Origin of the sequence: Mediterraneibacter sp. NSJ-151 (assembly GCF_022487435.1) — a bacterium.
GTDB classification, from domain to species: domain Bacteria; phylum Bacillota; class Clostridia; order Lachnospirales; family Lachnospiraceae; genus Schaedlerella; species Schaedlerella hominis.
The window spans coordinates 117,738-130,299 of sequence record NZ_JAKVPP010000009.1; the positions used below are offsets into that span (position 1 = coordinate 117,738).

Annotated in this window: 11 protein-coding genes; 10 read left to right on the forward strand and 1 reads right to left on the reverse strand. The window is 38.5% G+C overall.

All coding sequences use genetic code 11. The features are described from left to right. The first annotated feature begins 8 nt into the window (after positions 1–8). From LQE94_RS10730 to LQE94_RS10740, 3 genes are all read left to right on the forward strand, one after another. Complete coding sequence (locus LQE94_RS10730) at positions 9–1,013, forward strand: ABC transporter permease (protein ID WP_022075816.1); 1,005 nt, start codon at positions 9–11, stop codon at positions 1,011–1,013. A 152-nt stretch (positions 1,014–1,165) separates the two neighbouring features. After that, a complete protein-coding gene (locus LQE94_RS10735) occupies positions 1,166–2,293 on the forward strand; it encodes a substrate-binding domain-containing protein (RefSeq protein WP_240577674.1) in 1,128 nt (375 codons plus the stop codon). 181 nt (positions 2,294–2,474) lie between these two features. Beyond that, complete coding sequence (locus LQE94_RS10740) at positions 2,475–2,915, forward strand: hypothetical protein (RefSeq protein WP_022075814.1); 441 nt, start codon at positions 2,475–2,477, stop codon at positions 2,913–2,915. A gap of 134 nt (positions 2,916–3,049) precedes the next feature. Here LQE94_RS10740 and LQE94_RS10745 read toward each other — a convergent pair whose 3' ends face one another. Continuing rightward, the gene (locus LQE94_RS10745; protein ID WP_022075813.1) at positions 3,050–3,895 is read right to left on the reverse strand and encodes an AraC family transcriptional regulator; all 846 of its coding nucleotides are present in this window, start codon (positions 3,893–3,895) and stop codon (positions 3,050–3,052) included. A gap of 248 nt (positions 3,896–4,143) precedes the next feature. Between LQE94_RS10745 and LQE94_RS10750 the strand changes: the two genes are divergently transcribed. From LQE94_RS10750 to LQE94_RS10780, 7 genes are all read left to right on the forward strand, one after another. Then, positions 4,144–5,619 (forward strand): rhamnulokinase, encoded by a 1,476-nt coding sequence (locus tag LQE94_RS10750; RefSeq protein WP_118724195.1) that lies wholly within the window; start codon positions 4,144–4,146, stop codon positions 5,617–5,619. Positions 5,620–5,637: 18 nt separating this feature from the next. Continuing rightward, the gene (locus LQE94_RS10755; RefSeq protein ID WP_117990378.1) at positions 5,638–7,434 is read left to right on the forward strand and encodes an L-fucose isomerase; all 1,797 of its coding nucleotides are present in this window, start codon (positions 5,638–5,640) and stop codon (positions 7,432–7,434) included. Positions 7,435–7,558: 124 nt separating this feature from the next. Next, positions 7,559–8,005 (forward strand): RbsD/FucU family protein, encoded by a 447-nt coding sequence (locus LQE94_RS10760; RefSeq protein ID WP_118688747.1) that lies wholly within the window; start codon positions 7,559–7,561, stop codon positions 8,003–8,005. A gap of 210 nt (positions 8,006–8,215) precedes the next feature. After that, a complete protein-coding gene (locus LQE94_RS10765; RefSeq protein WP_240577675.1) occupies positions 8,216–8,986 on the forward strand; it encodes a glucosaminidase domain-containing protein in 771 nt (256 codons plus the stop codon). A 160-nt stretch (positions 8,987–9,146) separates the two neighbouring features. After that, positions 9,147–9,344 (forward strand): hypothetical protein, encoded by a 198-nt coding sequence (locus tag LQE94_RS10770; RefSeq protein WP_240577676.1) that lies wholly within the window; start codon positions 9,147–9,149, stop codon positions 9,342–9,344. A gap of 440 nt (positions 9,345–9,784) precedes the next feature. Continuing rightward, positions 9,785–10,300: an RNA polymerase sigma factor gene (locus tag LQE94_RS10775; protein WP_240577677.1), complete on the forward strand. Its 516-nt coding sequence runs from the start codon at positions 9,785–9,787 to the stop codon at positions 10,298–10,300. Between the two features lie 4 nt (positions 10,301–10,304). Next, complete coding sequence (locus tag LQE94_RS10780) at positions 10,305–11,825, forward strand: DUF4367 domain-containing protein (protein ID WP_240577678.1); 1,521 nt, start codon at positions 10,305–10,307, stop codon at positions 11,823–11,825. The last annotated feature ends 737 nt before the right edge of the window (positions 11,826–12,562 follow it).

Genomic DNA, 12,562 nt, shown 5'->3' on the forward strand with positions numbered 1-12,562 from the left:
AAAAAGTAATGGCAAAAACAACGACGAAAACGGCTGGTACGAAGAAGTCGACAATCGATAGACTTGGAGGACAGAAAGTAATCGTTCTTCTCGTAGTAATTGCATTGTTTATCTTCTTCTGCATAATGAGCCCGAACTTTAGAAAATATACAACAATTGTTAACATCCTTGATTTCTCATATTATATTTCATTGATGGCAATTGGAGTTGCATTTACATTGATGACAGGTGGTGTAGATCTTTCCATTGGTACAGGACTTATTTGTTACTCACTTGTAGGTGGATATTTGATCGTACATCAAGGACTTCCTACAGGAGTTGGAATTCTGATTAGTATCTTAATGGGTATGGCAGTAGGTGTTGTAAACGGATGCTTAGTTGCAATCATGGAATTACCTGCATTCTTAGCTACACTTTGTACATGCATGATTACTCGAGGTCTTGGATCTATCATTTCTGGTGGATTTGGAATTTCATGGCCGGCAGCTGGAGCAGCAGGCGGATGGTTTAGAAAAATCTTCAAGATTCAGGTTGGTGGAACAAATATTCCAATCGGATTCTTATGGATTATCTTGTTGGTAGTAGTAATGTCATTTGTATTGAATCATACAAAAATCGGACGTTATACACTTGCAATCGGAAGTAACAAAGAAGCAACAAAATTATCTGGTGTAAACGTAACATTCTACCACATTATGGCTTATGTGATTTGCGGATTCTTCGCAGGATTAGCTTCAATTTCTTACTCAGCTATCTTCGCAACAGTTCAGCCAGGTAGTGGTGCCGGATTTGAGCTTGAAGCAATCGGTGGAGCTATCATCGGTGGCGTATCAATGTCAGGTGGTGCAGGAAGTATCACAGGAACACTTGCAGGTGTATTCGTAATCTGTCTGTTAAAGACAGGACTTCCATTCATCGGATTGACAGCTAACTGGCAGCAGATCATTACAGGATTTGTATTAATCGCAGCTGTATTGGTTGATATCATGAAGAGAAAAGGTGAAAACAAATAATTTCACATAAGAAAAAATAATTAATATTTCAATCGTGGCGGAAAAAATCCGCCACCCCTAAAAAAGATAGATAGCAATCAGAGACGAGGGAAATGACTGATTGTTACTATAGAAAAAGAAAAAACATTTTCATGTCAAGGAGGACAAAAATTATGAAAAAGAGAGTTTTAGCAGTATTACTTGGTGGATGTATGGTAGCAGGACTTCTTGCTGGATGTGGCGGAAGCCCATCTTCAAGCTCAAGCGATTCTTCATCAGACAGCGCAAAATCTGACGGAGATTCAGGGAAAGGATATCACTTCGAAGTAGTTGTAAAGAGCTTCCAGTCTTCATACTGGCAGGCAGCTGTACAGGGAATCGAGCAGGCACAGGAAGAACTTGGTGTAACAACAAACACAACAGGTCCTAACGCAGAGTCTGATATCGCTGACCAGGTAAACATGCTGAACAACGCAATCAACCAGAACCCAGACGGAATCGCACTTGCTGCTTGTGACCAGAACTCAGTTATTGAAGCACTTCAGTCAGCAAAAGACAAAGGTATCCCGGTAGTATGTTTCGACTCAGGTGTACCTGATGCTCCAGAAGGATCTGTATACGCTACAGTAGTTACAGACAATGGTGGTGCTGGTGCTATCGCAGCAGACAAAATTTACGAAGCAGTTAAAGATAAAATCGCAAAAGCTGACGGACAGGTTCGTGTAGGTGAAGTTAACCAGGATGCTACATCTGCTAACATCACAGAGCGTGGAATGGGATTCGTAAACAGATTTATCGAACTTGCTAAAGAAGATGGAAAAACATGTGCAGTAGTTGGAAATGACTACTATGTTAACCTTGTAAAGGACAACGGAGATGCTAAAAAAGCTGATATCATCATCGAAGTAGCTGTACCTGCACAGACAACAGTTGAGCTGTGCGCTACAGAGGCATCTAACATCATGAACAAAAACGATACAATCGCTATGTTCGGTTCTAACCAGGTTTCAGCTGAAGGTCTTCTTACAGCTAACCAGAACCTGAATGTATTAGGATCAGATGTTGAGAAAAACATCATCGCAGCTGGATTCGACGCTGGATCTACAATCAAAGCAGCTGTTAAAGACGGAACACTCATCGGTGCTGTTACACAGTCTCCATTAATGCAGGGTAAAATTTCTATCGAAACACTGTATGACATCTGCGAAGGAAAAGAAGTTAAAGACGTTCAGACAGATGGTTACTGGTATGATTCAACAAACATGGATGATGCTGACATCTCTCCAAACTTGTATGACTAATTTCAGAATAACAATCTGAAAAGCATAAAATAAGGAAAACCGGGGATAAAACCTCGGTTTTTCTATTTAATGGAAATATCTTTTCCTTGCTATAAAGATATCATCTCGGTATAATAATAGTAGATTTTGGCAGGAAAAGATCTAAGTCGGAAGAACATGAAAGACATAGGAGGATGATTAGATGCTTCAAGGGATAGAAATAATTTTCGAAGACAGAGATAAAATGATGGCTCATTTGAAAAAGAAAACTTATAAGGAATATACAGAAAACTTTATTCAAAACCATGGCCATTATTTTGAAGAGATGACAACATATGTAGAAGGTGCTAAAGACAAAGAAGCAGCGGCAAAAGAAATCGGAGAATGTCTTGCATCAGCAGTAAAGAAGACATTTGTAAATAAGAAGGGGAAGATCGGAGCACGTACCCAGTCTGATCTCAATTTCTTTATGATATACTATGTCTTTCCAACAATTCTTAGCAGCGGAAGCGAATATGCTAAGACAATTGCGGATGGTGTATGTGAGGTATGGAAAAGCAGTTTTGCTAATAGTGATATCGGTTATACAGACTATGATTCATTATATGATTCATTCCGTGAAAAAATATTTGGTATTTTTTAATGCGAAAACATAAAAAAGAGGATGAATACAAATAAGAACGAAAAAGAGATGCATGTGAATTTTGTTTCATAAGCATCTCTTTTTTTGTTCTTTCTTAAATGGGAGAGTGAATATTAAAAATAGAAGAAAAAGTATTATTTCAAATATTGCTTTGGAGTTGTTCCTTTGTATTTTTTAAATGTTTTTATAAAATAACTCAAATCATTAAAACCGGAATTATAAGCCACTTCTGTAATCGTATCATTTGTTGTAAGCAGTTGATAGCAGGCACGCTCAATGCGGTAATAATTTAAATAATCAACAGGTGAACGATGTGTCATCTCCTGAAAAAAACGGCAAAAATATTTCGGAGACATCTGCACAGAATCTGCCATTTCCTGTAAACTGATCGGTTTGTTATAGGAAGATTCGATAAATTCCAAAGCCTGCTTAAGCTGGACAATCCTTCGATGATCACGAGGTGGTTTGTCAGGAGTTGGATTATAATAATTTTCAGAAAAAATAGTTCCGATCAGTTGGTATAAGGAACCAAGTACAATGAGCTGATAACCAGGTTTTTTAGAGGAAATTGAATCAAACATATGCCATACGATCTGGTGGATATCATTGTAAGTTCCGGTGTAAACATAATTAAAAGAGACTTCTCGGTCGGTAATTTTACGCACAAATTTACAACAGTCATCATTCTTATTCATTAAGACATTCATGTCAAATACCAGACAATCATATTCACAGCCAAGCGGGGTGCCGGAATGAAGAGAACCGGCTGGAATAAATATAAATGAACCGGCTGAGACATGGAAAGTCCGTTCATCAATTGTTATCTGTAAAACACCTTTTAAAACACGGATTAATTCAAATTCTACATGCCAGTGCAGAGCCATCTCATATTGCGGATGAGAGGGCGAAACATGATGGTATTCCAATGGAAAATCAACAGTTCCTCGTTGTCGGCTTTCACGATAGTTTATATATTGCATAGTATTTTTGTACTCCTTTTCATTTGTATAGATTATTATAAATAAGATTGGTTGATTTTCAAAACAAAATAACAAATGTGAATATTGTTATATTTTTTACCAGTATAACACAAGTAAATTGTAGAAAACAATGGTAAAATGATTACATGAGATCAAGGGAGTGAAGAGAAGTGCGTATTTACTCCATTATGAACTGCTTCATAACTGTCAATATATGATGGGATGGAAGTGAGAAAGGAGGTTCATCAGTGAGCAACAACAAAAAACAAGTTCTGGCATTTGATTTTGGTGGCGGAAGCGGAAGAGCAATTCTCGGAAGTCTGGAAGACGGAAAGATTCAGATGAAAGAAGTATATCGCTTTTCAAATGATCCGGTTATAATCAACGGAACAATGTATTGGGACACACTGAGACATTTTTTTGAAATTAAACAGGGAATTGTAAAAGCAAAACAGGAGGGTGGCTTCGAAAGTATCGGAATTGATACATGGGGAGTTGACTTCGGACTTTTGGATGAACATGGAGCATTGTTAGAAAGTGCGGTTCACTACAGAGATGATCGTACACTTGGCATGCAGGAAGAAGTGTTCAAAGCAATTCCAAAAGAAAGAGTGTACGAGTTAACTGGATTACAGTTTGAAAATTTCAACACAATTTTCCAATTATATTCATTGGTTAAGAAAAGACCATGGTTATTGGAAAAAGCAGACAAGATGTTATTAACTCCTGATTTATTCAACTATTTCCTTACAGGAGAGAAGAAAGCAGAGTATACAATGGCTGCTACAACACAGCTTTTGGATGCAAAGAAGAAAGAATGGTCAGAAGAGATTCTGGAGGCACTTCAGATTCCAAAACATATTTTACCGGAGATCGTTCCAAGTGGAACTGTAATCGGTACATTGCAGCCTGCAATTTGTGAAGAGCTTGGCGTAGACCCGGCAAAAGTAATTGCAATCACAGGACATGACACACAGAGTGCAGTGGTATCTGTACCAACACAGAATGAAGATTTTATTTTCATTAGTTGTGGAACATGGAGCCTGTTCGGAACAGAGTTACAAGGACCGGTTATTGGAGAAAAATCACTGGAGTGTAATGTAAGTAATGAAGGTGGTTATGGTAATACAACAACATTGTTGAAAAATATCATTGGACTTTGGCTTGCACAGGAAAGCCGTAGACAATGGATTCGTGAAGGTCAGGAATATTCGTTCGGCGAATTGGAACAGATGGCAGTAAAAGCAGAGCCATTCCAGAGCTTTATCGATCCGGATTCACCAGAATTCGTTGCTGCAGGTAATATTCCGGAGCGTATCCGTGAATTCTGCCGTAAAACAGGACAGAAAGTGCCGGAGACAATCGGAGAGATTATGTGCTGTATCAACCAGAGCTTAGCATTAAAATATCGTTATGCACTGGAACAGATCGAAGCATGTACAGGTAAACATTATCCTGTGATCAATATGATCGGTGGAGGAATCCAGAGTAAACTTCTTTGTCAGATGACAGCAGGAGCTAACGGACGTAAAGTTATCGCAGGACCTGTCGAAGCAACAGCACTTGGAAATATTGCTGTACAGTTGATGGCTCTTGGAGAAATCAAAGATGTAAAAGAAGCAAGACAGATCATCGCAGATTCAGAAACTACATATGAGTATCTTCCACAGGATACAGAAAAGTGGGATGCTGCATATGAGAAATTTAAAACATTTATTCATTAATCAAGGAGGAAATGTATCATGGCAAAATCAAGACTTATTGGGGACTATCCTGTAATTGGAATCAGACCTACAATCGATGGAAGAAGAGGAGTTCTTAAAGTTCGTGAGTCATTGGAAGACCAGACAATGAACATGGCAAAATCCGCTGCAAAATTATTTGAGGAGAACATCAGATATTCAAACGGAGAGCCAGTTAAAGTCGTTATCGCTGATACAACAATCGGACGTGTTGCAGAGTCAGCAGCTTGCGCAGACAAATTTAGAAAAGAAGGTGTAGATATTACTCTTACAGTTACACCTTGCTGGTGCTACGGAGCTGAGACAATGGACATGGATCCTAACACAATCAAAGCTGTTTGGGGATTCAACGGAACAGAAAGACCAGGAGCTGTATATCTTGCATCAGTACTTGCTACACATGCACAGAAAGGACTTCCAGCATTTGGTATTTATGGACATGATGTTCAGGAAGCAGATGACACATCTATCCCAGCTGACGTAGAAGAGAAGCTGTTAAGATTCGGACGTGCTGCAGTTGCTTGTGCAACAATGAGAGGAAAATCTTACTTACAGATCGGTTCTGTAACAATGGGTATTGGTGGATCTATCATCAACACAGACTTCTTCGAAGATTATCTTGGAATGCGTGTAGAATCTGTAGACGAGGTAGAAATCATCCGTCGTATGACAGAAGGTATCTATGACGAAGAAGAATACCAGAAAGCACTTGCATGGACAAAAGAAAAATGTATCGAAGGATTCGATAAGAACCCAGAAGAACTTCAGAAAACTCGTGATCAGAAAGATTCTGAGTGGGAATTCGTAGTTAAGATGATGTGCATCATCAAAGACTTAATGAATGGTAACGATAAACTTCCAGCAGGATGCGAAGAAGAGATGGTTGGACACAATGCAATCGTTGCAGGATTCCAGGGACAGAGACAGTGGACAGACTTCTATCCAAACTGTGACTATCCAGAAGCACTCTTGAATACATCATTTGACTGGAATGGAGCAAGAGAGCCATACGTTCTCGGAACAGAGAATGATACATTGAACGCAACAAGTATGTTGTTCATGAAACTGTTAACAAACCGTGCACAGATCTTCGCTGATGTTCGTACATACTGGAGCCCAGAGGCTGTTAAGAAAGCTACAGGATATGATTTGGAAGGTGTTGCTAAAGAAGCAGGCGGATTTATCCACTTGATCAACTCTGGAGCAGCTTGTCTTGATGCTTGTGGTGAAGCAAAAGATGAGAACGGCAACGGAGTTATGAAACCTTGGTATGAAGTAACAGAAGAAGATCAGGATGCAATCATGAAAGCTACTACATGGAACTATGCAGACCTTGGATACTTCCGTGGAGGTGGATTCTCTTCAAGATTTGAAACAAAAGTAGAGATGCCTGCAACAATGATCCGTCTGAACATTGTAAAAGGACTTGGACCAGTTCTTCAGATCGCAGAAGGATGGACAGTAGGACTTCCAGCAGAAGTTTCTGATAAACTTTGGAAGAGAACAGACTACACATGGCCATGTACATGGTTCGCTCCAAGAACAACTGGAGAAGGTGCATTCAAGACAGCTTACGATGTAATGAACAACTGGGGAGCTAACCACGGTGCAATCAGCTACGGACATATCGGAGCAGATTTGATTACAATGGCTTCTATGCTGAGAATTCCAGTTTGCATGCACAACGTACCAGAAGAGAAGATCTTCAGACCAGCAGCTTGGAATGCATTTGGAATGGATAAAGAAGGTGCAGACTACAGAGCATGTGCTAACTTTGGACCACAGTTCAAAAAATAATTAACAAATAACACTGATTGCATGCAATCGAAAAATAATTAATCCCTTATAAAATATAGGGCGCATGCCGAAATGGTATGCGTCCTTTTTAGAAAAATAAAAAAGTTTCATGGAGGATGAGAAGATGTTAAAAGGAATTCCTAAAATTTTATCACCAGAATTATTAAAAGTATTATGCGAGATGGGACATAGTGATCGTATTGTTATTGCAGACGGAAACTTTCCATGTGAATCAATGGGAAAAGATGCTATCGTAATCCGTTGTGACGGACATGGCGTACCAGAAATTCTGGATGCAATTCTCACAGTTATGCCATTGGATGCATATGTAGAGAAACCAGTTAATTTGATGGAACTTATGCCATGTGATATCGGCAAAATTGACACACCAATTTGGGACGAGTACAAAGAAATCGTAAAGAAACACGATGAAAGAGGCGAAGCAGCAGTTGGCAATATCGAGAGATTTGCATTCTATGACGAAGCTAAAACAGCTTATGCAATCATTGCAACAGGTGAGTCAGCAGTTTATGCAAATGTTATGCTTCAGAAAGGTGTTGTAACTGAGTAATCAGTTATGAGTTGTTGAAAAAGTAATTAATATTTTTTTCTCCTAAAAATATAGAATCCAAAAAAGATTCGAAAGGCAGAGTCAGAGTAGAAAATACTTTGGCGCTGCCTTTTTGCGGTTGCTTTGTCTGTCAAAAAGTAATAACTTATGGTAAACTATCATAGTGTGAAATAGAAAAGTAAGTTCTAAAGAATTGAGATGAGGTTGGATATGCATTTAGAGTGGAATAAATTAAAGACACCCGGATATCTGGAAATCGGACTTGCAGTCATATTGATTATCACAATGGCAGGAATCGGTGGTTGGAAACAACATCAGAATAAAGTGCTTGAAAAAGAGAAAGAAATCATTCGGCAGGCAGAAGAAGAAAACAAAAAGGCAAAAGATAAGCAGCAAAATGCAAATAATAAAACAGAAAGTGTGTCTGAAAATGATGTTCAGGAAACAATAGCAGAAGGTCAATATCCGATTATGGGAACAAGTCCTGTGACGGCAGAACAGTTAGTTTCCTACTTTAAATCAGCAGGTGTATCCTATCCGTCAGAAGAATTAGGTGAAGGCGGTGCGGATTCTATCGAGACATTTGCAACAATGTATTGTGAAGAAGCGGCAGCAGAAGGGGTTCGCCCGGAGGTTGCATTTGTGCAGACGATGAAAGAGACTGGCTGGCTTCAGTTTGGCGGAGATGTTTCTGTGAATCAGTTTAATTTTGCAGGACTAGGAACAACCGGAGGAGGCGTTCCAGGAAATTCCTATCCCGATGTGCGAACAGGAATCCGTGCCCAGATACAACATTTAAAAGCATATGCCTCAACAGAGCCTTTAAATCAAGCATGTGTAGATGAGAGATATGAGTATGTCTTAAAGGGATGTGCTCCGTATGTAGAATGGCTGGGGCAAAAAGAAAATCCTGCAGGAACCGGATGGGCAACTGCTGAAAAGTATGGATATTCGATTGTGAGTATGATTGGGAAGATGTAATTTAGTTCACTAAATGGCAATACGTTTCTTACAAAAAATTGATATAAGAATTCTTGGGTAAGTAATGTATTGGCTCAGTCCGTGAAGTGAGTGAACTTAAAGGATATTGAGTGACGATATCTGCGATAGTGAATTTTTGGGGATTGAAGATGCAAAATTTGTGAAGGAAGTATCCTCAAATACCAGAAAAGACAAGATGCAGATGCAATTGTACATGACAGGCAGGCTTAAAAGTATCTGCAAGCTCAAAGAAAAGCAAGTTGCAGATACATTGGTCAAGAAAAGAACATCTGTAATAGCGAATATCAAGCCTTGCAGATACAACGATTACCACAAAGATATCTACAACATTGAATAAGCGAGATGTGTAGATACATGAGATATACCAGTGCCTGTTCAGTAAAGCTCTGCTTTTTAATTCATTAGATTTGCGATAACGTACTGAGAAAAAATATTTGATATGAATTTCTGCGAATACAAAGGAAGCGATTGGAAATAGTAAAAGGCCAGAATTTTACGTTAGAGCTTAGAAACTTGCCGTTTGAGGGCACAGCCCGAGTTGCTGGTTTCTAAGCTCTGTTTTTAGTAATAATTCTGACCTTTATGTATTTCCAATCGCTTCCTTTGTATTCGCAGAAATTCATATCAAATATTTTTCTAAGGGATGCTTATCCAACTTAGTGAACTAAATAGAAATTCCGCAGAAATAATGAAACGAAATAAGATGCTGAAACGTCTAATAAGTGAAAAAGGGAAAATCGATTTTCAATTTACAAATAATTGAAAGGAGGGAGCAGTGTGGAATATCTTGTGAAACGAGCACAAAAGAAGGATGACCAGGCATTTGTGCAATTGATTGAAATGGTAAAGGGAGATTTATATAAAATAGCAAGAAGTTATCTTGATTCCGAAGCAGATATTGCGGATGCAATACAGGATACCATTATTGTATGCTACGAAAAAATAGACAGTTTAAAAGAAAGAAAATATTTTAAAACCTGGCTGATACGGATCTTGATAAATAAGTGTAATGATATTTTACGAAAAGGAAAGCGAGAATGTTCATATGATGTGATTTCAGAGCAGGGAGACGCGGGGATGAGTACAGCAAGATATGAATTCGAAGAATTGATGAATCAATTGGATGAAAAATATCGGACAGTTTTAATTCTGTATTATGCAGAAGGGTTTCAGATTAGGGAAATTGCACAACTACTTGAGATGGAAGAAAACACAGTAAAAACAAGGTTGTCCAGAGGAAGAAAAGAAGTGAAAAAAATGTATACAATGGAACTGGCGCAAGGAAGGAGATGAGCGTATGTCTAAGGATTTTATGAATAATAAAAAAGAAAATCGTGTGAAAAGAGAATATTCAGATCAGGAAATTAAAAAGATTTTATCAGAAGATATAGAAACTCCGGAATACGTAAATCAGCGTATCAAGGATACGTATGAATGTCTTGGGATTCATCATAATAAGAAATCCACAAGTAAATATCATACTTGGAAAATTGCAGTGGCAGCGGTTGCAGTAACAGCCGGCCTTAGTGTTGTTGGATTTGCAGCTAATAAGTATATGGCCGTATTGAAATCAGAGAAAGGCGATTCCATTCAATATACATTTCAGGTAGACCATACAAAAGAAGCACATGCAATTTCCGTAGAGCCAACATATATGCCGGAAGGGTATGAATGTGGAGGTGAAAATACTGCGAATTATGGAAAATGGCATAATGATAAAACAGGTGGCGGAATCAGTATTATTCCGATGAATGCATCAGAGCTGGATTATATTGAACGAATGGGACAGACAGAAGAATTTATGAATTATAAAAGAAGCCAGCAGCAGAAGGTTATGAACCTGGGAGAACAGCAGGTCGATGTATATGTCAGTGAAGATTTTTATATTGATAGTGATGATACAGTTAAAAATATTTATCTGTATGATGAAAATGAAGGGTATGCGATCCAGATATGGAGCAGAAGTGATTTGCCATATGAAGAGATATTGAAGGTTGCCGAAGGTTTAAAAGTGACAGTGCTTGACGAGGTGGTTCCATATGCAACAGAGGAAGAAATCAAAGAAGCGAAGGCAGAGCAGAAAAAATTAGAAAAAGAAAAAGTAGGTCTAAAGAAAATTGCGGCGGAAGATATTTATGAGATTGGTGATGAAATAACAAATCCAATGCTAGAAGATGAAGCATTAAAAAACGAGGTAGAGGATATTCGCTTTGTTGTAAATTCGGTAGAGGTGGCAGATAGCATTTCATTAGCTGAATATCCAAAAGAAAATTTCATCGACTACGAAAATGAAATGGCACCATGGATGAATGAAGATGGAACATTAAAATCACATGACAGAGGTGTCTTGAATGAAAATGGTGAAATTGAAGGAATAGAAAAAGTAAATTCGAAGTATGTAATCGTTCACATGACAGCAAAAAATTGCGGAGATACACAAAGCGAATGGAACAAAGAAGATGGAGTACCTATCGCACCGGATTTGACAACATTAGCTTCTATGGAAGATGGCACAATAGTAAAAGCGGATGATTCTTATGTATCAGTGAACGAGAATTATTCATTACAATGGATGTCTTCAGATGGCAGCAGTTTTCCAGTTTACTTTGATAAGATGTGCTATACAGATGAAAATCAGCGTTTAAAACAAGCTCTGTGGCACCCACTTGCAGCAGGAGAAGAACTGGATTATACATTGATTTATGTCGTAGATGAAGATCAGGTGGATCAGATGTACTTGTGGTTCTTTAGTGGGACAGGAGGAGTTGATTCGCAGGGAAATACAATTGTAAGTCCATATGTGAGGATTGCTATTTAGTTCATGACAGCCCCAAGCAAGAAAAAGACTATGCACTCTCGCTCAGCTTCGTCGGGCAAGCCCGACTCCAATTCGCTGGATTGCATAGTCTTTTTCTTGCTTTGTGGTGTATCGTGATTGAAATAGGTGGAGCGATGAGGGATTTACTTTTCTGGTATCTGATGTATCTATATTCTCGGTTTATTTGCTTGTGCAGATGCTCTTTTGGTAGCTGATGTATCTGCAATCCCTTGATATTCGCTGTTGCAGATGCTCTTTTCTTGACCAAAGTATCTGCAACTTGCTTTTCTTCGAACTTGCAGATACTTTTAAGCCTGCCTGTCATGTACAATTGCATCTGCATCTTGCCTTTTATGGGATTTAAAGATACTCCCTTTGCAAATTTTGCATCTACATCCCACATTTTCTATAACGTGAAGATGCTCCCCAGTAAAATTATGCATCTTCAACTTGCTTTTTCAATGCTTTGCGGATGTTCTCCATCAAAATTTTGCATCTTCAATGCTCTAAAATCCACTATCGCAGATATTGTCGCTCAATATCCTTTGTTGTTATTTACTTCACAACTTGAGCCAATACATTACTTGCAAAAAAATTGATATAAGAAATTCGAGCGAATATGAAATGGGCGCTGGAGACACTTAGAGCGTGAATTTTTGTGTTAATGAATTTGAACGAACATGTTTGAAGCTGCGTAGCAGCAAGTTTGAATTCAAATTCATTTGCTTTTAGCAAAA

What these genes read in the sequence shown, in the direction of transcription:
- LQE94_RS10730 (WP_022075816.1), top strand. Translation starts at nt 9, where the DNA reads ATGGCAAAAACAACGACGAAAACGGCTGGTACGAAGAAGTCGACAATC.
- LQE94_RS10735 (WP_240577674.1), top strand. Translation starts at nt 1,166, where the DNA reads ATGAAAAAGAGAGTTTTAGCAGTATTACTTGGTGGATGTATGGTAGCA.
- LQE94_RS10740 (WP_022075814.1), top strand. Translation starts at nt 2,475, where the DNA reads ATGCTTCAAGGGATAGAAATAATTTTCGAAGACAGAGATAAAATGATG.
- LQE94_RS10745 (WP_022075813.1), bottom strand. Translation starts at nt 3,895, where the DNA reads ATGCAATATATAAACTATCGTGAAAGCCGACAACGAGGAACTGTTGAT.
- LQE94_RS10755 (WP_117990378.1), top strand. Translation starts at nt 5,638, where the DNA reads ATGGCAAAATCAAGACTTATTGGGGACTATCCTGTAATTGGAATCAGA.
- LQE94_RS10760 (WP_118688747.1), top strand. Translation starts at nt 7,559, where the DNA reads ATGTTAAAAGGAATTCCTAAAATTTTATCACCAGAATTATTAAAAGTA.
- LQE94_RS10765 (WP_240577675.1), top strand. Translation starts at nt 8,216, where the DNA reads ATGCATTTAGAGTGGAATAAATTAAAGACACCCGGATATCTGGAAATC.
- LQE94_RS10780 (WP_240577678.1), top strand. Translation starts at nt 10,305, where the DNA reads ATGTCTAAGGATTTTATGAATAATAAAAAAGAAAATCGTGTGAAAAGA.